General features: G+C 40.1%; 17 protein-coding genes. 6 read left to right on the forward strand and 11 right to left on the reverse strand.

Annotated elements, in window-relative coordinates; translation table 11 throughout:
* Positions 1-6 precede the first annotated feature (6 nt).
* Complete coding sequence (gene purH, locus ACUXV0_RS13295; protein ID WP_446190049.1) at positions 7-1,521, reverse strand: bifunctional phosphoribosylaminoimidazolecarboxamide formyltransferase/IMP cyclohydrolase; 1,515 nt, start codon at positions 1,519-1,521, stop codon at positions 7-9.
* A 126-nt stretch (positions 1,522-1,647) separates the two neighbouring features.
* On the opposite strand from purH, the gene ACUXV0_RS13300 reads away from it, so the two are divergent.
* From ACUXV0_RS13300 to ACUXV0_RS13310, 3 genes are all read left to right on the forward strand, one after another.
* The gene (locus tag ACUXV0_RS13300) at positions 1,648-3,501 is read left to right on the forward strand and encodes a sialate O-acetylesterase (protein WP_446190050.1); all 1,854 of its coding nucleotides are present in this window, start codon (positions 1,648-1,650) and stop codon (positions 3,499-3,501) included.
* Between the two features lie 3 nt (positions 3,502-3,504).
* A complete protein-coding gene (locus ACUXV0_RS13305) occupies positions 3,505-4,479 on the forward strand; it encodes a N(4)-(beta-N-acetylglucosaminyl)-L-asparaginase (protein ID WP_446190051.1) in 975 nt (324 codons plus the stop codon).
* Between the two features lie 66 nt (positions 4,480-4,545).
* Positions 4,546-5,841 (forward strand): DEAD/DEAH box helicase, encoded by a 1,296-nt coding sequence (locus ACUXV0_RS13310; RefSeq protein ID WP_446190052.1) that lies wholly within the window; start codon positions 4,546-4,548, stop codon positions 5,839-5,841.
* Between the two features lie 38 nt (positions 5,842-5,879).
* Here the strand turns inward: ACUXV0_RS13310 and ACUXV0_RS13315 are convergent, their stop codons facing one another.
* Complete coding sequence (locus ACUXV0_RS13315; RefSeq protein ID WP_446190053.1) at positions 5,880-6,305, reverse strand: hypothetical protein; 426 nt, start codon at positions 6,303-6,305, stop codon at positions 5,880-5,882.
* Between the two features lie 167 nt (positions 6,306-6,472).
* On the opposite strand from ACUXV0_RS13315, the gene ACUXV0_RS13320 reads away from it, so the two are divergent.
* Entirely contained in the window at positions 6,473-6,844 is a 372-nt protein-coding gene (locus ACUXV0_RS13320; protein WP_446190054.1) for a hypothetical protein, read from the forward strand.
* Here ACUXV0_RS13320 and ACUXV0_RS13325 read toward each other — a convergent pair.
* From ACUXV0_RS13325 to uxuA, 3 genes are read right to left on the reverse strand one after another with little or no spacing between them, the layout of a single operon-like run.
* The gene (locus ACUXV0_RS13325) at positions 6,795-7,550 is read right to left on the reverse strand and encodes an SDR family NAD(P)-dependent oxidoreductase (RefSeq protein WP_446190055.1); all 756 of its coding nucleotides are present in this window, start codon (positions 7,548-7,550) and stop codon (positions 6,795-6,797) included. The two genes, ACUXV0_RS13320 and ACUXV0_RS13325, sit on opposite strands and share 50 nt — an antisense overlap.
* A gap of 48 nt (positions 7,551-7,598) precedes the next feature.
* The gene (locus tag ACUXV0_RS13330; RefSeq protein ID WP_446190056.1) at positions 7,599-9,713 is read right to left on the reverse strand and encodes an alpha-glucuronidase family glycosyl hydrolase; all 2,115 of its coding nucleotides are present in this window, start codon (positions 9,711-9,713) and stop codon (positions 7,599-7,601) included.
* Positions 9,714-9,719: 6 nt separating this feature from the next.
* Positions 9,720-10,916, reverse strand: a complete 1,197-nt coding sequence (gene uxuA / locus ACUXV0_RS13335; protein WP_446190057.1) for a mannonate dehydratase — start codon at positions 10,914-10,916, stop codon at positions 9,720-9,722.
* 383 nt (positions 10,917-11,299) lie between these two features.
* Here uxuA and ACUXV0_RS13340 point away from each other — a divergent pair, with 383 nt between their 5' ends.
* Positions 11,300-12,331, forward strand: coding sequence for a LacI family DNA-binding transcriptional regulator (locus ACUXV0_RS13340; RefSeq protein ID WP_446190058.1), 1,032 nt, complete (start codon positions 11,300-11,302; stop codon positions 12,329-12,331).
* Here the strand turns inward: ACUXV0_RS13340 and ACUXV0_RS13345 are convergent.
* Together ACUXV0_RS13345 and ACUXV0_RS13350 are read right to left on the reverse strand one after the other, a co-directional pair.
* Positions 12,314-13,516 carry an S-adenosylmethionine:tRNA ribosyltransferase-isomerase gene (locus tag ACUXV0_RS13345; RefSeq protein ID WP_446190059.1) on the reverse strand — a complete coding sequence of 401 codons (1,203 nt, stop codon included), beginning with the start codon at positions 13,514-13,516 and terminating at the stop codon, positions 12,314-12,316. The two genes, ACUXV0_RS13340 and ACUXV0_RS13345, sit on opposite strands and share 18 nt — an antisense overlap.
* A 4-nt stretch (positions 13,517-13,520) precedes the next feature.
* Positions 13,521-14,012 carry a hypothetical protein gene (locus ACUXV0_RS13350; RefSeq protein ID WP_446190060.1) on the reverse strand — a complete coding sequence of 164 codons (492 nt, stop codon included), beginning with the start codon at positions 14,010-14,012 and terminating at the stop codon, positions 13,521-13,523.
* A gap of 143 nt (positions 14,013-14,155) precedes the next feature.
* Between ACUXV0_RS13350 and ACUXV0_RS13355 the strand changes: the two genes are divergently transcribed.
* A complete protein-coding gene (locus tag ACUXV0_RS13355) occupies positions 14,156-14,701 on the forward strand; it encodes a cob(I)yrinic acid a,c-diamide adenosyltransferase (RefSeq protein WP_446190061.1) in 546 nt (181 codons plus the stop codon).
* Here the strand turns inward: ACUXV0_RS13355 and ACUXV0_RS13360 are convergent.
* From ACUXV0_RS13360 to ACUXV0_RS13375, 4 genes are read right to left on the reverse strand one after another with little or no spacing between them, the layout of a single operon-like run.
* On the reverse strand, positions 14,698-16,719 hold the full coding sequence (locus tag ACUXV0_RS13360; protein ID WP_446190062.1) for a ComEC/Rec2 family competence protein: 2,022 nt from the start codon (positions 16,717-16,719) through the stop codon (positions 14,698-14,700). The genes ACUXV0_RS13355 and ACUXV0_RS13360 overlap by 4 nt on opposite strands.
* 53 nt (positions 16,720-16,772) lie before the next feature.
* The gene (panB, locus tag ACUXV0_RS13365; RefSeq protein WP_446190063.1) at positions 16,773-17,588 is read right to left on the reverse strand and encodes a 3-methyl-2-oxobutanoate hydroxymethyltransferase; all 816 of its coding nucleotides are present in this window, start codon (positions 17,586-17,588) and stop codon (positions 16,773-16,775) included.
* Between the two features lie 38 nt (positions 17,589-17,626).
* A complete protein-coding gene (locus ACUXV0_RS13370) occupies positions 17,627-18,817 on the reverse strand; it encodes a murein hydrolase activator EnvC family protein (protein ID WP_446190064.1) in 1,191 nt (396 codons plus the stop codon).
* Positions 18,818-18,826: 9 nt separating this feature from the next.
* Positions 18,827-19,642 (reverse strand): DUF4292 domain-containing protein, encoded by an 816-nt coding sequence (locus ACUXV0_RS13375; RefSeq protein WP_446190065.1) that lies wholly within the window; start codon positions 19,640-19,642, stop codon positions 18,827-18,829.
* Between the last annotated feature and the right edge of the window lie 3 nt (positions 19,643-19,645).

Raw genomic sequence — 19,645 nt, forward strand, 5'->3', positions numbered from 1 at the left:
GAGATTTTAATGTAAGAAGTGACGAACACCCGTCATTACCATGGCTACACCGTTTTCATTACAGTAGTCTATACTCAGCTGATCTCTGATAGACCCGCCCGGCTGAACCACGGCTGTAATGCCTGCATTATGACCTATCTCTACACAGTCCGGGAACGGGAAGAAAGCTTCAGAGGCCATAACAGCACCGTTAAGGTCAAATCCAAATTCTTTGGCTTTGTCAATGGCTTGCTTCAGGGCGTCTACTCGTGATGTTTGACCAACACCACAAGCCAGTAATTGCCCTTCTTTGGCCAATACCACGTTATTTGATTTTAAGTGCTTACAGATTTTCAAGGCAAACTCCAAAGCTTTCACTTCAGATGCAGAAGGCTTTTTGTCAGTTACTTCTTTGAAATCTTCCCCACCTTCTACGCTTAAGTCTTTGTCTTGCTCCAGCACACCATTTAAAAGAGTTCTGAATTGCTTATCAGACGTTTTTACATCTTTTCTGATCAATAAACGACGGTCTTTTTTCTTCGTTAAGATATCAAGGGCATCCTGATCAAAAGCAGGTGCAATCAAAATTTCAAAGAAAAGAGAATGCATCTCGTTTGCAGTAGCTTTGTCTACAGTGGTATTGGTGATAATCACACCGCCAAAGGCAGAAACAGGATCACAAGCCAAGGCATTTTTGTAGGCTTCATGTGCTGTAGCAGCAGAAGCCACTCCACATGCATTATTATGCTTCATGATCACAAAAGTGAGATCTTGAAATTCGTCAATTAGTCTAACAGCCGCATCTGTATCTACCAGGTTATTATAAGAAAGCTCTTTACCATGAATCTGGTCAAACATGGCATCCAGATCTCCATAAAATTTGGCAGATTGGTGAGGGTTTTCGCCGTACCTTAAACTTCTGGATTCGCCAGCTCTGAAGTTACCCGCATCTTCTGCACCAGAGAAATATCCATGAATGGCGGAGTCGTAATGAGAACTTACTCCAAAAGCCTTCATTGCAAACTTCTTACGATCTTCCAGTTCTGTTCCACAGCCTTTTTCCTTTAGGATATCGTACACTTCATCGTATTGGCTACGGTTAGAGACTATCAAAACATCCTGATAATTTTTAGCTGCACCTCTGATGAGTGCTATTCCACCAATATCTATCTTTTCAATGATATCGTCTTCAGAAGCTCCTGAAGCTACGGTTTCTTCAAAGGGATATAGGTCTACAATGACCAGATCTATCGCTGGGATTTCAAACTCCGCAGCAGTTTTTACATCGTCGTCATTTTCTCTTCTGTGAAGAATGCCTCCAAACACTTTTGGGTGCAAGGTTTTAACTCTTCCACCAAAAATAGAAGGATAAGATGTAAGGTCTTCAACGGCCGTAACCGGTATCCCCAAATCTTCAATAAACTTTTGGGTACCGCCTGTTGAGTAAATCTGCACATCATTTTCATGTAAAAGCTTAGCTATTTTATCTAAGCCATCTTTGTAGAATACAGAAATAAGTGCCGACTGAATTTTCTTTGCCATTGTAGTTTTAGATTCTTATTAAAAATAAGCCGCAAAAATAAGACTTTCTGCTTGTCTTGTTTAAATAATTAGTGAGTTTCAATCATTTAGCTTTTTGGGTTTTCGTTTTTTAAGCATCTTTATCAGATGCTAAGAATTCTGACCATATGTCTCTTGACAGCTTTGCTGATCAACTCAGGGAAGGCTCAGGATTTTCGTGTAACATTGCCCGAATACAAATCTGTTTATCAGAGAAATAATGAAAACATCGGTTTTGTAAAGGTCAAACTTGAGAACCTTCAACAGGTAGATTCCATTTCTTTAGCCGTTTTTGATCGCCAAAGCGACTGGTCTCATGAATATGATTTGACCAGCAGTATTTCCAATCAAAAGGTTTTTACCTCAATAGCTCTCGCTGGCGGATGGTACAGGTTTAGTTTTACTTTTTATTCAGGAGGCCAAGCTTACAAACAAGAAGTCTCTCATGTAGGAGTAGGAGAGGTGTTTCTGGTTGCCGGGCAATCCAATGCACAGCGAGAAGGCCCTTCACCAAAAGATGAAAGAGTAGTAGGGGCTTTATTTGATGGGGGGAGAAATGGGAGACCAAACTTCTTTTCAATCAATACTACAGAATACAAGAAGTGGCTTTGGCCAAGTCCACCCGGTACCTCATTTGTAGGAGTGCTTGGAGACTCTCTTGTAAACCGATTGGGTGTGCCTGTTTTATTCTTCAATGCTGCTGCTGGTGGTACGTCAAGTGGTGATTGGTATCAGTCGGCAATATATAATGAACCTCCCTATTTCTATGTCGATTTGTTGCTCCATAAGTTCACATTTGATTTGGGAATGAGAGGGGTTTTGTGGTTACAAGGGGAGTCTAACTCCAGAGTAGATAGTTATCACCCGGAGGCTGAGGTCTATCAGACTCAAATCCAGTTTATGGTAGATAAGATGCGTGATACCCTACATTTTCCTGAGTTCAATTGGGTGGTTTCTTTGACTTCCTGGAACAAAGCCGGAGCAGATACGCTTACCGGTTTTGATCCGAATCCAGATTATTTAAGAGAGCAAACACGTAATGGCCAGCAATTACTCATCGATGAAGATCAAGAGATATATCAAGGGCCTGATACAGATGTTTTAGAAGGGTATGCAAATTCAACATTAAGATCTGATGGTACTCATTTTACTTCTGAAGGCTTTGTCTTTGTTGGAATCTTCTGGAATCGATCATTGAGTGATCAATACTTTGCTCAATCTAAGCCTTACTTAGGTAGGCAAATTAATATTATCAGTCCGCAGAATTCTCAAACGGAACAATTTGTCACTCTTGAGGATTGGGAAGTACCTTCTGATTGTCATTGGCACCCATTACCAACCGTTATCGCTAAAGATTTACCCGTGTTTTTTTCCGTCAATACTTCGGAACTAGCTCAAATAAAAGGTGATTCTATTCAGCTAACCGGAATATCAGGGAATTTGGAACTTCTTGTATTTAATTACGGGAATGAGGATTTTCTGCCATTTGGAGATACTTTAGAATTTGAGTTAGGTCAATTGGTGAGTAAACCTCAATTGATTCATCCAGTTGAATCATATATGAAAGGAGAAGTGGTTGAATTAACAGGTAGTTGCAGCAATGGTCAAATTGCCTGGTATGCTGATCATGACCTTCTGAATCAGCTATCAGCTAAGAGTTCATTGAGATTCATCTATAAAGAAGAAGATATAGTCTATGCCAATTGTGAAAACTTAGGCTGTGTTAGTCAGCCGGCATTAGAATTACCATTAAATGAAAAGGAGTGTGAAACGTCCGACTTCTCGGTGTTTGACCCTAAAGAATATTTTATTTTGGATCATTTGATCCGTAAAATTGAGGGCTTTTCTAAAGAGAGCCTGATAAATGCTATTATTGAAAACAAATTAACTGAAAAAGTCTATTTACATGAGTCTCAGGAAGGCATGATTTCGATGTCGTTTCAGGGATGTCAAATCAACTAATCTATGAAAAACAGAAGAGAGTTTATTAAAGCAGGTTCTGCCTTCGCGGCCTTGAGTTTATTGTCTTGTGAAGAAAAACACGTACAAAATGCACAGTCGAAGCCGATTCTTCCCGTCTCTATTGCTACCTGGGGACCAAATAAGGAAGCTGTAGACGCCGCTATGAAAGAAATAGAAAATGGGAAAACAGCCTTAGATGCTGTGGAGGCAGGTGCCAAAGTGCCTGAGGCAGACCCGAAAGATATGAGTGTGGGATATGGTGGACGACCAGACAGAGATGGCAAGGTTACTTTAGATGCCTGTATAATGGATTGGGAATTGAATGCGGGTTCGGTGTCATTTGTCCAGGGAATAAAACACCCGATTTCTGTAGCAAGGAAAGTAATGGAGGAAACTCCTCATGTGATGTTAGCCGGAGAAGGAGCCAAGAAATTTGCCGTAGAGCAGGGTTTTGAGGTTGAAAACCTTTTAACTGAAGAGGCGGATAAGGCTTATCAGGAGTGGCTTAAAACTGCTGAGTATAAACCAAAGGCCAATATTGAAAGGCACGACACTATTGGAATCATGGCCATTGATAAAGACAAGAAAATTGCTGGGGCATGTACTACAAGCGGAATGGCCTTTAAGCTTCACGGTAGAGTGGGTGATTCTCCGGTGATAGGAGCAGGAATGTATGTGGACGATGAAGTGGGAGGTGCTGTAGCCACAGGCGTAGGTGAGTTAGTACTCAAAACCTGCGGTTCATTCCTAATTGTAGAATTGATGCGTCAAGGCTTGAGTCCACAAGAGGCTTGTGAGGAAGGCGTAAAAAGAATTGCGGCAAAGGTCAAAAACTTTGAAGAGTCTCAAGTGGGTTTTTTAGCTATTAATAAGGAAGGTCATCATGGAGCTTTTGCCATTTTGAAAGGCTTTAATTATGCATTGAATCAAGGAGGAGAGACCAATGTTTATGAAAGTGATTATTTGGTAAAGTCATAGACCGAGAAAGGCCTGATCTTTTATTCTTATATTTGAATTTTTAAGAGCCCCTTAATACCCAACAATTTGACATTCAAAGAATTACAACTTGACGATAAACTGCTTGAAGGTCTGGATGCCATAGGTTTTGAAAATGCCACTCCTATTCAGGAGTTGGCTTTGCCTAAAATTCTTGAAAACAAAGACCTGATTGCCTGTGCTCAAACCGGTACTGGTAAAACGGCTGCCTTTCTGCTTCCTGTTTTGCATAAGATTGTCAACATGGACGAAAAGGACAGACACCTAAATACCCTGGTTATTGCTCCTACCAGGGAGCTGGCAATTCAAATAGACCAGCAGGTAGAAGGATTGTCTTACTTTACTGGTGTTAGTTCTATCCCTGTGTATGGAGGTGGTGATGGCGATGCATTCATTACTCAAAAGCGTGCTTTAGAGGCCGGGGCAGACATTGTGATCGCTACTCCGGGTCGTTTGATAGCTTTGATGAACTCAAAAACGGTAGACTTCAGCAAGCTGCAACATCTTATTTTAGACGAGGCGGACCGAATGCTAGATATGGGCTTTTTGAGTGATATACTTCGTATTACATCTCAGCTGCCTACTGAGAGGCAAACCTTACTTTTCTCGGCTACCATGGCCCCGGAGATCAGAAAGTTGGCTCAGAAAATATTGAAGGAACCAGATCAAATCAATATTGCGATTTCGAAACCTGCAAAAGGAATAGATCAGCAAGCATACGTTGTTTATGATACTCAAAAATTGCCTCTTTTGGTTTCCTTGGTTGCAAACCAGGATTTTAAGAGCATCATTGTTTTTTCTTCTTCAAAAGAGAATGTAAAGAATATTGAGCGGGAGCTCAATAAGAATAAGTGCGGAGCCAAAGGTTTTAGTTCAGATCTGGATCAGACGGCACGTGAAGCTTTAATGAATCAATTTAAAGCTGGTAAAGTCCGTGTTTTGGTAGGTACAGACGTGATCTCCAGAGGTATAGATGTAACAGGCATTGATTTGGTTGTCAATTTTGATTGTCCGCCAGATCCGGAAGATTATATACACCGAATAGGAAGAACAGCCAGAGCTGGCACAGCGGGTACAGCTATTACCTTGATCAATCAGAAAGATCAAAGGAAGTTTTTCAGAATCGAAAGCTTGATAGGAGAGGATATTCCGAAGAAAGATATTCCGGAGGAACTAGGTAAAGGACCGGAATATACGCCTAATAAAAAAGGAGGCTCTAAGCCAAAAAATGGCCAAAAGAGAAGAAATAATCGGAAGAATTTTAAAGGTAATAAGAGGCGTGGGCCAGGTGGAGGACAGCACAGAAAAAATGGAAACTCCGGCAAGCCTAAATCAGAAAAATAAGAAAGGAGCAGTTTCAAAGAGAAGCTGCTCCTTTTCGTTTAGTAGCTAACAGATGCCAGCCCGATTAGTATTATGATGCCATAAACGGCCAAGACAGAGATACCCATTACAAGGCAGCCAACAAATGCTTTTTTCACAGCAACTTTATTTTTATCTGTTAGAATTAGCACAATGAGAATTCCCCAGATACCTAGACAGAATCCCCACCAGAAAGGAGGGATAATTGTGTCACTGGAATCCAAGAAAGCTGCAGAATTATCCTCTGTATGATCTACAAAATTATCCATTAACTCAGGGGCACTTTCTTTGAGTGTCTGATAGTCTAAATTAGGTTCATTTAGAATCAAGGATTCCAATTTTTCAGCTTTTGATAAATCAATTTCGGATTCATCGAGTTCTAAAGGATTATTCCCAAAGCTTAAGACTGGAATAAGAATGATAAGGGATAGAAAGAGATGTTTCATTAGTAAATAAGTTGTTTCGGATCATTGAGCAAATAGAATGCCTAGTCAATGTTGGGGTCTATTAAAATTCAATTTAAAGGACGACTCCAAATTCGTCTTTTTAGTCGAGTCGACTTTATGAATTCAGCATCAATTACTTAGCTTTAAATCTACCTTATTGAAAAGAAATGAATTCGAGAAGAAAATTTTTGACAGATGCGGTCAAAGCTTCTGCTTTTCTGCCTATGTATGGTCGTTTTGGAGATCGCTTTTTCTCTAATGACACGATTATTGAAGATGTCCAAATATTAAAAGTGAGTGGCCGATTTTCACGGGAGCATGCCGGCATTAATCGGCAGTTACAAAGTCACACTAATGATATTTATGAAGAATTGAGACCTGTAGAGTATAGAGATAAGCCTAACAGTCCTTCCTCAAGCTATACTTTAAACCATATTTTCTTAAAGATTATCACTAAAGGTGGTATTGAAATAATTACTCAAACGAGTTCTAAAACCCCTTACTATTCCCCCCATCCACAGGCAAAGAAACAGAGGTAATATACTCTGAAGCATCAGAACCGAGGAAAACGGCAGCGTAGCCGACGTCTTTGATTTGACCCCAACGTTGCAAATGAATCTTATCATAGGCCTTCATTTTACGTGAAGGGTCAGAGTTCATTGCGGTGAGCATCATATTGGTTTCAATAAAACCTGGTGCAATGGCATTGACTCGGACTCCAAAAGCTCCAAACTCTGAGGAGAACGCCATCACCAAACCTTCAACTCCATTTTTGGCTGCTGTATATGAAACTACACGATCAATACCGTAATAGGCCGCCATACTAGAAATCATAATGATGGAGCCACGTTTACGCTCGGTCATGTATTTCCCGACTTCACGGGTAAGGGCAAAAACCCCATAAAGGTTTGTTTGAATGATACGGTCAAACTCTTCATTTGTGGTTTCAAGTGCAGGCTTTTTCTGGTTTACACCGGCATTATTTACTAAAATATCAATAGCACCAATATTCTCTTCGATGTCTTTGACCAAGTTCGGCAGACTCTCCAGATCAGTAATGTCATTCACACGAACATGGACTTTAGAGCCTAGTTTGGCGGCTGTATCTTCCAGAACCTCCTGACGCCTTCCCGTTATGATTACTTCAGCTCCGGCCTCTATAAAACATTCAGTAATAGCTAAGCCTATTCCTGCTCCACCACCGGTGACTAATGCGATTTTGCCGTCTAAAGAGAATTTTTTCATTGTAATAGGTTCTGAGTATTATTGGTCATGATTTCCCATGACCAGATATTAACGTAAGTGATATATTTTTTCTAAATCTTTAACATCTTCAAGAGTTCTGTTCGGCTCTTGCAAACCGGAAGGAAGTGGCAGTTTAGAAAACTCTTTGAAATAGAGATAACAAGCATCACGCCACCATAAAGCTTCTTTTTGCTGTATGGCTAATCTCCCTTTAACATTTTCGAAAGTCTCTCTGTCTATCTTTCCTCCAAGCGAATTCCACTCTTTCTGTAACTCTTCTACTTCTTTTACTCCTTCATAATATCTGGTCATAAGTTCATTCCAGACAGTTTGGCCCGATGGGAGTTTATAATCCCAAGGTAAATGATGAAACCACATCAAATAGTTTAAATCCATCTTTTGCGGGTCATTCCATTTTTTCTGAACCTCCGGGGCGTAAAGTTCAAGTGCATCACTCATCTTACCTGTTCGGTCAAAACCTATTCCGTCTTCAGCCGCTCGATGATAGTAAACAGAAGTCCAGTCTGGCCTTCCACTTTTGGCAAGCCAGGGCTGGGGACCGTAATGGTGACCTTCGCCCATCATATGATGAAGACCTAGCGGGTATGTATATTTGACATATGTTGGGAGAGACCTCATCATGAGGTCAGAAACCTTATTGACCACCTCGTCATCTTGAGAGAGGGTCATTTTTGTCCATTCTGTGGCTATTTCTTCTGCGGTTAAAGTGTGATCCCAAGCCAATCTTCCAAAAGCATACCAGTTAGACTGACCAAATGGGTGGCCTGTCCAATTGGCATCAGAGCCTGTGTTCGCTACACCAGCCATTACTGTAACAGGGTAGTTATGTAGTGATCCATCTACCACTTCCCCGACTGTGCTGCCTGGTCCGTTTGCATAAGTATCGGTATCAAGTGTTTCCTCGTACATGGGGCCCAAATAAGTAAAATGGGTAGAATGCCCCAGATACTCCTGAGTAATCTGAAACTCCATGGCCAATGGTGTTTTTGGGAAAGCACCGAACATCGGATGAAACGGTTCACGAGGCATGAAATCAATCGGGCCATTTTTTACCTGAACTATAACCTTTTTGTCAAAAGTGCCGTCCAGGGGTTTGAATTGATTGTATGCTTCTTTGAAACGATCGCCATTGGGGTCGGCCTTGTAAACAAAGGCTCTCCAGATAACCACACCTTCATAACCTTTAAGAGCATCTGCAAGCATATTGGCTCCATCGGCATGGGTTCGTCCGTAGTCTTGTGGGCCAGGCTCTCCTTCAGAATTTGCCTTTACCAGATAGCCCCCGAAATCCGGGATAAAGCGATGAATTTCTTCTGTTTTAGCTTTCCACCATGCTCGTACTTCCGGATCTAAAGGGTCGGATGTGTCGAGGCCTCCCAGCGTTCTGGGAGACCTGAAGTTAACTGATATGTAAACTTTAATACCATATGGTCTCATTACATCTGCTACCGCTTTAATTTTTTCCAGGTATTCGGTGGTCAGGAATCGGGAGCTGGCATTTACATTATTAATGCTAGCTCCGTTAATACCTACAGAGGCATTGGCTCTGGCATATTGAATATATCTTGGGTCAATGCGATAAGGAAGCTCAAACCATTTCCAGATCGAAGAACCGGCATACCCACGCTCTACAGTACCATTCGCATTATCCCAATGATTCAACATTCTGATTTGGACCTTTGGGCTATCCGTAAAAGTGAATTCAAGAGGATTTTGAGTTTGTAACTTTCTAATAAAAGCAAATGCACCGTAAAGAAGCCCTTTGGAAGAAGGAGCGGTTATGGTTGTGCCTTTTTTGCTGGAGATGATTTCAAATCCTTCCTCATTTTCTACTCCATCGGGCCTACCAATTCTCAGGACAATAGCTTTGCTGGTGCTAAGGTCACTTTGCAAAGCAGTAACGACTAACGGAGATTTACCAGTTAACCCTTTTAGGGCAAATGCCAGCTCATTGGCGGCTACTTTTGAGGTTTCAGAGTTGTCGGTAAGAATTACCTTTTTGAAAGCTTTTGACACTGACTTTCTGTAGGCTTGGTTTTCAAGTAGATCGTATTTGAGCCAAAGCCTAGATCCGTCATCTGCTTTTAAAGCAAATGACCATAGAATCAGCACCGTCAATAATCCTAAAGTTTTTCTTACCATACTTATTTAGTTGATTTGTCGCTTTATAGCAATCTCCATTCCTCGCAGTTCTGCAAGACCTTTTAGACGACCTACGAAACTGTAGCCCGGATAATATTTATTTTGCATATCGCACCACAAATGATGACCATGATCTGGCCTCATCGGGATACTTTTCACCTTATTGCCAGTCTTTTCTCTGTCTTTCTCCTCCTCTAAAAGAGCTTTGATGACATCATAGAAGTCAACATCACCAGCCATGTGCGGGGCCTCATGAAATACCCAAGGTGCACCTTCACGAAGGGTAGTTCTTAAGTGAATAAAGTGGATTCTGTTACCAAACCTCTTGATTATGCTTACGAGGTCGTTGTCTGCTCGTACACCAAAAGAACCTGTACAGAATGTTACGCCATTTGCAGGGTCGTCATAAGCTGCCATCAGCTGTTCTACATCACTTTCTGTAGAAAATACACGAGGGAGCCCGATCAAAGGTCTTGGAGGATCATCGGGGTGAATGCACATATTAACACCCACTTCTTTGGCCACTGGCCCTACCTGTTGGATGAAGTAATAGAGGTTGTCGCGTAGCTCTTTATCACCTATGTTATTATAGGAATCAAGCAACTTCTGAAAAGCAGAAAGTTCGAAAGCATCATCTGATCCAGGAAGCCCCTGAAGCATCGCACCTTTGAGCTTTAATTTATCTTCTTCAGTCATTTGCTTAAAATGCTCTTCTGCCTGAGCTATTAAGTCTGCATCATAGTCTTTCTCTGCTCCAGGTCTTTTAAGAATAAAAAGATCGAAAGCTATGAAGTCAACATAGACAAAACGAAGGGCGTAAGAACCGTCTGACATTTGATGTGCTAACTGGGTTCTACTCCAGTCAAGTACGGGCATGAAATTGTAACATACCGTAGTTACTCCACATTCCGCCAGGTTTCTTAATGACTGCTTATAATTTTCAATGTATTGCTCTCGGGAAGGTATGCCTTTTTTAATGTCTTCATGAACAGGAAGACTCTCTACCACATCCCATGTGAGAGGACTGAATTTATCATTGTCTTTCTCAACTATAGAGATTCGTTCTTTGATATCTTCAACTTTCCAGATGTCACCTACAGGGATTTGATGTAAGGATGTTACCACACCAGAGCACCCCGCTTGTCTAATGTCCATCAAAGTGACCCCATCTTTAGGGCCGTACCATCTCATGGTATGTTTCATGTTATTTCTTAAGAGTTGATTGAAATACAATATTACAGTTTTACAACTATGTATTTTTTGACTTAAAACACTAGTTGTGGTATTTTTTTGACCTTATGAGAAGCTCTTTTTGGTCTCTTGTTTAGAGTCAACTGGAATATGTTTTAAAATCAACGACTTATGGTTTAGAGTTTTACTCATTAGGTTAAATAAAAATGATCAGTGGTAATTACCACCAATCATTCAAATAATTACTAACCTATGAAAGCCTTTCTAACCTAATGATGAAGAAAAGACTTGATTGCAAGTTAATAATATTTATCTATTTCAACCGATTGCAATTGGTTTAGGGCTATTTTTTTTCGCTATTTTGGATTCGAGAATGTTTGACCTGTAAAATCCTGATGAAAAAAGAAACCACTATTTATGACCTGGCAGAGCACCTGAGCTTGTCTCCTTCTACTGTTAGTAGGGCATTGAATGATCATCCGGCTATCAATCAGAAAACAAAAGAAAGGGTCCATAAAGCAGCAGTGCTTTTTGATTATCAGTTAAATACGTTTGCTAAAAACCTCAGGAAAAAATCTACTGATACTCTGGGAGTTATTACTCCGAAACTAGACTCTACATTTATGGCGGCTGTTTTGTCAGGGATGGAAAAAGTAGCAAATCAAGCAGGCTATAACCTTCTGATTACACAATCTCTTGAATCTCACGAGAAAGAGGTGGCAAATGCCAAAACTATGTTTGATTCTCGGGTAGATGGATTAATGGTTTCAGCCTCCACAGAAACCGGAAGTCTCGATCATTTTGATCAATTGATCAACAAAGGCGTACCCGTACTTTTTTTTGATAGAATTCTGGATGATTCTAAAACAGTGAAGGTGGTTATTGATAATAAAAAGGCAGGAAAACAAGCTACCAACCATTTGATAGAACAAGGGTGTAAAAGAATTTGGCACATAACCGGAGATATGAAAAGGAATGTCTATAAAGACAGGTTTGCCGGTTACAGAAAAGCTCTTAATCAGGCCGGTTTATCTTATAACGACGACATGATGTTTGAGTCGAAGCTTATTCCTGATGATGTAGAGGAAATAGTAGAACAGGTCAAAAATGCCAAAGAGAAACCAGATGGGATTTTCGTAAGTAACGATTTATATGCAAGTAGTCTGTTGATTGCTTTGAAACATTCTGGTTTCAAAATACCCGAGGATATTGCTATCGTTGGATTTAATAATGATCCTATCAGTAGAATTATAGAACCCAAGCTTACAACGGTGCATTACCCAGCATACGAAATGGGTGAGTTGGCTGCCAAAACCTTGATTGATCATATCAAAGGTGAGATCAATATGAATATGCAGGATACGCTTATTTTATCTCATAAGCTGATTGTAAGAGGCTCTTCAAATAGGCTAGGGGAGCAGGAGTGAGGAATCTCCATAGCTTAAAAACCTAAAGTCATTTTGCATAGCAAAAGCATATACATCTTTCCATTTGTCTCCTATAAGTGCTGAAATGAGCATCAATAAGGTTGACTTTGGCTGATGAAAATTTGTGATAATTCCCTTACAAACACGGAAGGTATATCCTGGGAAAATGAAGATTTCTGTAGCACCAGTAAGAAAATCTAAACTGGAGGCCTCCATATATTTTGCAATAGCCATAAAGCTTTCTGTGAGATCAGGTAGTTTTTCATTTTCCCATTGATAGGGATAAAGTTTTGGAATCTGAAAAACCTGATTTTCTTCTTTTATTAATTTGACTCCAAACCAATACAGGCTCTCTAAAGAACGCATAGAGGTGGTGCCTACTGGAATCACCGTTTCGTGGTTCGTAATCAAATGATCAATAAAGCTCTTTTGGAAAACCACCTGTTCTGAGTGCATGTCGTGATCCAATGCATTCTCGGCTTTGACTGGTTGGAAAGTTCCGGCTCCTACATGAAGTGTGATATAAGATAAATCAATATGTTTCTTACGAAGATCATTGAAAACAGAGTCTGTGAAATGCAGGCCTGCAGTAGGAGCAGCCACTGCACCTTCTTTTTCCGAATAGACTGTTTGATAATCCTGCAGGTCTCGTTCTTCTGTATCTCTATTCAGGTAAGGTGGCAAAGGAATTTTGCCAAAAGCGGTTACCACTTTGGCGAAAGTAAGATTACCGTTCCAGCTTAATCTAACATGGTTCTGTTCTCTATCAATCAGTTCTGCGGTAACGTGGATTAGTTGATCATCAATCTGTAATTGATAGTTTAAAGAATGATCCTTCCATCTTTTTTTATTGCCAATCATGCAATGCCAGACCGTGGAGTCTGAAGCTTCCATATTCCGTGTGATCTCTCCTCCATACGAAACTGGGTTTAATAAAAAGATCTCAATAACGGCTCCGGTTTCTTTCTGAAAGAATAGTCTTGCAGGTATAACTTTCGTATTATTAAACACCAAATGAGCTGATTCAGGAAGATGGTCTCCTATAGTCTTGAATTTACTCTTGCTGATTTCATTGTCTTTGAACAGCAAAAGCTTAGAAGAGTCACGAGGATCTACAGGATATTTGGCTATCCTTTCTTCGGGTAAATCATACGAATAATCCTCAATGTGAATGGGAGAAAGCATTCTATTACTTCGGATCTGTGAATAACAGTTTAAGCGGCACGTAGAAAATCATGATGATTAAGGCTACGGCACCGGCAATCAAAAACCAATCATAATTTCTGAAAAGGTTTTGACTGGCTTCACTGTTGGTCTCCTTTATGGCTAGGAGTGTAAATAGTAGATAGACATTGATGACTGCCAGAAATACATCTGACCAACCGCCCAGGAGGTTCTTTAATTTTTCAGGAGCCTTTGCCCAGGTGCTTTGTGGGTTGAGCTTAGAAAAATCGGCTTTAACCAATGAATTCTTAAGCAAGCCAAAGAGCAGATATAACCCTACAATGACTGCTACACCGACGTAAAAGAAGTTTTGCTTGTCAATGAATGCTGTAGGTCTTCCTATTTCATTATGCGTGATGGCGATAGAATCAGGAAGCTGTATATAACACAGCATGAGCATGATTAATACAATGGCTAATGAAGAAAACTTGAGAATTCTGGTAATAACGTCTGTCATCGAAGTAAAGGCCTTTTGTATCAGGCGATTTTATGCTGCAAATTTACGACTCAAAGAATCTTAAACCTAACATTTGTGTATCATCTAAGGAAGGACGCACTAATGATTCTGATCAGGTGTTCATCATAAAAAGATAACAAAACATGGCTAAAATCTATACCAAAACAGGAGACCAAGGAAAAACAGGCTTGATCGGAGGCTCAAGGGTAAGTAAAGGAGAATTGAGAATAGAGGCTTATGGAACCGTGGATGAGCTCAACTCTTGGATTGGCTTACTTAGAGATGTTTCTGAACAAGAAAACCGAAGAGCCGTTCTGAAGAGTATTCAAGACAAACTATTTACCCTGGGAGCTGAGCTGGCTAATGAGACAGCACTGGCAGATCAACCAATTCAAGATTTAGAGGAATCTGATATTGATGTATTGGAGAATTTGATGGATCAAATGAATCTTCATCTCAAAGACTTAAGACATTTTGTATTGCCAGGTGGACATGTTCATGTTTCATACGCTCATCTGGCCAGAACAGTTTGCCGCAGAGCAGAACGCTGTGCCATCAGACTGCATGATGAAGCGGGAATCAATTTTATGATCATCAAATACCTCAATCGACTTTCTGATTTTCTTTTTGTGTTAAGCAGGCAAATTGCTGCCGAGCAAGGCGTGGAAGAGGTAAAGTGGAAGGGTTAAAAGCTTATTCCTCCGGTATCATAAAGAGACAGTAATTTGATGTTTAAACTATCTGCTTGAGACTTCAGCTTTTCTATTCTATACCGACTATTTGTATCGTCAAGAATAAGAAGTTCTGGTGGATTGGGTAATTGTTTTGAAATATTATATATCGCATTATTGGAGACCATGATTTTATCGAAAGAGTCCTCAATAGGATCATAAAAGAATTCTCTAATCCATAAGTTTCTTTTCTCAGCAAAGCTGAATTCGATCATTTTCTGGTTCTTATCTCGGCCAATAATCTCGTACCGTTTTACGCCTTTGGCGTCGTAGTAATTCTTTAGGTGAAAGTCATAAGCTCTTGGATTAGCCACGGTTGAAGAATCTGCAATGAAGACAGCACTTTTGGAATTAATCATACTGATGCCGCTACCTCTCGGAATGAAATGAAACGTCAGTTCCTTTTGACTCATTTGATCTATATCAGAAGAAACAGAGAAGACAGTTAGGCCAATCACCAGAAATAGACTCATGAATAAAAGATTTGGCCTTTTCTGGATAAAGAAAAACAGGATTAAAAGAAGGATAGAGTAGAGAAGTAGTACCTCTATGCCTTCAAGATGGTACCCTGATGTTTTTGAGAATGGAAGGTTACTTACACCTTTAATAAACCAATTGAGCACTTCAATGGTCCATGAAAGAAGCTTCCCAAGAAAATCTGAGACATAAGGTACTCCAGATAATATGAGGTAAGGGATTCCAGTAAAAAGTATTGCCGAGCTAGCTAGCGTAACCACCGGATTTGTGAAGAGGAAGTAGCTAGGGAATTGATGAAAATAGTATATGCTCAAGGGAGCAGTAAATAGTTGAGCAGAAAAAGAAACGATGCTAATTTGCCACAGACTCGCAATTAATCGGTTTTTTGGTTCCCAAAGTCTATTGAAGTAAGGGTAAAGAAAAAGAATACCAAACATAGCAAGGTAAGATAATTGGAAACCTACCTCGAACAGCCAATTGGGTTTAATCATGAGAAGTATCAATGCGGAGGTGAATAAAACATTGATGCTGTTCTTATCTCGATGCATAAAATTGCCCAACTGTAATAGGGTAAACATCAAGGTGGCTCTAACTACACTTGGAGATAAACCTGTAAAAAGAGCATAGATCCACAAGAGAAGGACAGTTACCAACCCAATAATAAGCTCTCCTCTATTCAGGAACTTCAAAAAGCTCAGGCTATAATTAATAAGCAGCATTAAAATACCAACATGTAAACCAGAAACGGCCAATATATGAACAGCACCGGCTGTGGCGTAGGCTTCTCTGGTTTCGTGATCCAAATCCTCTTTGATGCCTGTGAGCATTGCTTCAGCAACAGCTAATGCTTTCTGGTCTGAAATGGCATTTTTTAGTGCTGATCTTGCTTTGGAATTGAGACCATAGGCAAACAGTGAAAGTTTAGATTTGGGAGCATTTCCAGCTATTGTGTAGTCTTCATCTTGAAGAAAGTGGTGTAATCGAACCTGTTTCCTTTTCAAGAAGTTTTTGTAGTCAAATTCAAAGGGGTTTTTGACGGGTTCAATCTCCCTAGGGGCTTCATTGACCAGAAAAATATCACCGTAGTTTGGTTTTACAGAATCCTGATTATTGACGTATAGAAGGATATTTTCATGGTGCTTAATCCAACTTCCATTGATTTTTACTTTTTCAATTTCGGCCTGAATTTTCCATGATTTGGGTTTTGCCTCGGCATTTCCAACTGCTCTGGCGAGATAGGCCTGAAGGTTTTTAGCTTCAAATGATGGTTCTGGAGTTTGGTAATGGTGAATGAGAAACCCTAGACAGCAGGTTAATGAATAGATACTAAGACTTAAGAAACCTTTTGCTTTTCTATAAAAACTGAAGGCTATCCCAACAAGGGTTAGTATTAAACCAATGATGAAAAACTCCTCCTTAATTTCAGATAGTTCTGATACAAGGATACCACAGATAAAAAAGAGAAGTGGCCGGAAAACCGGATAGGAACTTAAAGTCATGGATTTAGCATGGTATTATGCTAAATGTAACTAAAAGTCTATATACAAGTCAATTAGTAGCTTTCCTTCTCATTCGGGAAGTCGCCTGACTTCACGTCATTGATATAGCCAGTGAAGGCATTTGTCATTTCTGAGTGGAGGTCGGCGTATCTTCTCAAAAATCTTGGGCTAAAGTCTTTATTGATGCCCAGCATATCATGAACTACCAGGATCTGGCCATCACAGCCATTTCCTGCACCTATACCTACAGTAGGGATACTTATGCTTTGGGTTACCTCGGTGGCTAGCTCTTGTGGTATTTTTTCTAATACTACTCCAAAACACCCAAGCTCTTCCAAAAGCTTGGCATTTGAGCGAAGCAAGTCTGCTTCTTCGTCCCCTTTGGCTCTTACGGTGTATGTCCCAAACTTATAAATGGACTGTGGTGTAAGCCCTAAATGACCCATAACAGGAATTCCTGCACTAAGTACTCGGCTAATTGATTCTTCAATTTCCTCTCCACCTTCCATTTTTACCGCATGTGCACCAGACTCCTTCATGATTCTGATAGCTGATTTGAGAGCTTGAGTAGAATTCCCTTGATAACTACCGAATGGTAAGTCGACTACTACCAATGACCTCTGTACTGCCCTTACCACAGACTGAGCGTGGTAAATCATTTGGTCCAACGTAATTGGTAAAGTGGTTTCGTGGCCTGCCATAACGTTAGAGGCTGAGTCTCCCACCAGTATAAGTTCTATACCGGCAGCGTCTACCAGTTTTGCCATGGAGAAATCGTACGCGGTAAGACAGGCAATTTTTTCGCCTTTCTTTTTCATAGACCTCAGTACGTTGGTAGTTACTCTTTTGACTTCGTTATGTACAGACATGCGTATTTATTTTTTACAAATCTAAGAATTATGACGGCTTACTTTCTAGCGAGCCAGCTCTCTGGGTTTTGTTTGGTAAACTGATGCCAAACCTGGAAATTGATTTCGTATTCTCCGTCTTTTTGCCCTGCAATACCAATTAGCTGTCCGGCAATCACATCTTGATTAATGGAAACATTAACGCTTTTCAGGTTCGCATAGACCGTGAAATACTCGCCATGTTGTATGGCTACAACATTATTTAGACCAGGTATTTGGGAGATGTCAAGTACTTTACCATCAAAAACAGAGCTGACACGGGCGTTTGGTGAGGTCTGAATGTCTACTCCGTTATTATCGATTTTGACATTCTTTAGAACAGGATGGTTCTTAACGCCGAAACGATCGGAGATAAACCCATTCCTTACTGGCCACGGTAATTTCCGTTTGTTGTTTTGGAAAGAGGCAGAAAGTTTAGTGTTTACCACTGCTTCATTAGGTGCAGCAGATCTGTTTTTACTAACAGATTTACTTACAATCCTACTAATAAGATTATCCAAACGCTTGATCGCTTTTTTGGAGTCAGCAATCTCACGACGGAGCTTTTTCTCTTCTGAGGCCAATAAAGAAACAGTTCTTGATTGCTGGCTTTTAAGTGAGGTGAGTTTTTTAGTCTCGGTTTGTTTCTGGGCAATGACCTTTTGTTGATTCCCAATTTTGGTATTCAGTGCCAACTGTTGCTCTTCCAGAGACTTGGCAACAGCATTGATTTGAGCCACTTGTTTCTTTCTGTTATCGGTGTATTGTTCCAGATATTTATACCTCATCACCAGGTCATTGAATGATCTGGCGGAAAAGAGGAAGCTAAGTTTATTGATTTTACCACTCGATTTTGAAGCAATAAATAGCATCTCGGCATACTCTTTTTTTAGGGCATCGAGTTTACGCTCCAGCACCTTTTTGTTTTCTTCCAGCTGTGCAATTTCCTTTTGAATCAGGTTAATATCTTCAGTGATAAGGTCAATTTGCTTCGACTGGTTTTTGATCTGCGTATTTAAGGCTCTTAGCTTACCGATGGAGGCAGACTTTTTACGGCTTGTTTGGTTCAGAACACGCTGTGCACGTTCTATTCTCGCCTGATTTTCTTGTTTCTCTCTTTCCAGCTGCTCACGGGTTTTCTGACCTGAGACATTTAAGGAAATCGTCAGGAGTGAGAATACAAGGAAAGCTAGAAACTTAGCAGGCTTCATATAGTAAAGTTAAAAGACAATTTCGCCTTTTGTATAACTCTTAGGGATAGAAAACGGAAAGCGAAGGCTTTGATCTAAAAACTCGAATTTGGTATGCTTGAATTCTAGCGTAGTGGTTTTTATCTCTTCTCCCTTAAGCACATCAATTTTTGTGAAAATGGAATGTGGAATAAGTTGACCGTTAAGTAAAGTGATGAAATCGGCATATGATATTCCTAATTTACTTTTCCCTTTGCTGTCTTCAGCCAGAATGGTGGTCAGCTTGTGCGTAACGTTATCTATTTGATTTTCTACGATGATATTATTTGCTCTTTGAAACAGGCTCGAGTATAAGGAGTTCGGTTCGATAAAATCGCGTTCTGTCCGTTCTAATGGCAAATTTCCAATAAGTAGAGATTGCAAAAGTTTAAAGTCGAAATTAAAGTTGAATTGTTTACTCAGCTCAGCAATACTGATAGAATAATAAGTTCTATTGATTCTGTCAAGGCACTTTATGCTGTCTTGTGTAATCAAACATCTGGCGGCTTCTATACCTACGGATACAGAAATCCAGATGATGCTATCTTTTTGAATATGAACATTTGCAGGGAAAGACTGGCTGATAGCATCAGATTCTAAATCAACCTTACTTTTAAGTTTCAGATAGTTGAAGTCTGATTCCACAACTTCAAAATTTATTACCTCCTCAATTTTCAAAGAGTCGTTCTGTTCGACGTCATTTTTAGGAATCTCGGCAATAGACTTCTGAAGTTTGTTTCTTTTACAACCCACCTGGAATATGATGAGTATGAAAAGAGATAGCCAGGCTAAAGTATTTATGTTCATTAG

This window comes from Jiulongibacter sp. NS-SX5 (genome assembly GCF_052828545.1).

Coding starts and splice junctions, on each gene's coding strand:
- purH (WP_446190049.1), bottom strand. CDS start 1,521: ATGGCAAAGAAAATTCAGTCGGCACTTATTTCTGTATTCTACAAAGAT.
- ACUXV0_RS13300 (WP_446190050.1), top strand. CDS start 1,648: ATGCTAAGAATTCTGACCATATGTCTCTTGACAGCTTTGCTGATCAAC.
- ACUXV0_RS13305 (WP_446190051.1), top strand. CDS start 3,505: ATGAAAAACAGAAGAGAGTTTATTAAAGCAGGTTCTGCCTTCGCGGCC.
- ACUXV0_RS13315 (WP_446190053.1), bottom strand. CDS start 6,305: ATGAAACATCTCTTTCTATCCCTTATCATTCTTATTCCAGTCTTAAGC.
- ACUXV0_RS13320 (WP_446190054.1), top strand. CDS start 6,473: ATGAATTCGAGAAGAAAATTTTTGACAGATGCGGTCAAAGCTTCTGCT.
- ACUXV0_RS13325 (WP_446190055.1), bottom strand. CDS start 7,550: ATGAAAAAATTCTCTTTAGACGGCAAAATCGCATTAGTCACCGGTGGT.
- ACUXV0_RS13330 (WP_446190056.1), bottom strand. CDS start 9,713: ATGGTAAGAAAAACTTTAGGATTATTGACGGTGCTGATTCTATGGTCA.
- uxuA (WP_446190057.1), bottom strand. CDS start 10,916: ATGAAACATACCATGAGATGGTACGGCCCTAAAGATGGGGTCACTTTG.
- ACUXV0_RS13340 (WP_446190058.1), top strand. CDS start 11,300: ATGAAAAAAGAAACCACTATTTATGACCTGGCAGAGCACCTGAGCTTG.
- ACUXV0_RS13345 (WP_446190059.1), bottom strand. CDS start 13,516: ATGCTTTCTCCCATTCACATTGAGGATTATTCGTATGATTTACCCGAA.
- ACUXV0_RS13350 (WP_446190060.1), bottom strand. CDS start 14,012: ATGACAGACGTTATTACCAGAATTCTCAAGTTTTCTTCATTAGCCATT.
- ACUXV0_RS13355 (WP_446190061.1), top strand. CDS start 14,156: ATGGCTAAAATCTATACCAAAACAGGAGACCAAGGAAAAACAGGCTTG.
- ACUXV0_RS13360 (WP_446190062.1), bottom strand. CDS start 16,719: ATGACTTTAAGTTCCTATCCGGTTTTCCGGCCACTTCTCTTTTTTATC.
- panB (WP_446190063.1), bottom strand. CDS start 17,588: ATGTCTGTACATAACGAAGTCAAAAGAGTAACTACCAACGTACTGAGG.
- ACUXV0_RS13370 (WP_446190064.1), bottom strand. CDS start 18,817: ATGAAGCCTGCTAAGTTTCTAGCTTTCCTTGTATTCTCACTCCTGACG.
- ACUXV0_RS13375 (WP_446190065.1), bottom strand. CDS start 19,642: ATGAACATAAATACTTTAGCCTGGCTATCTCTTTTCATACTCATCATA.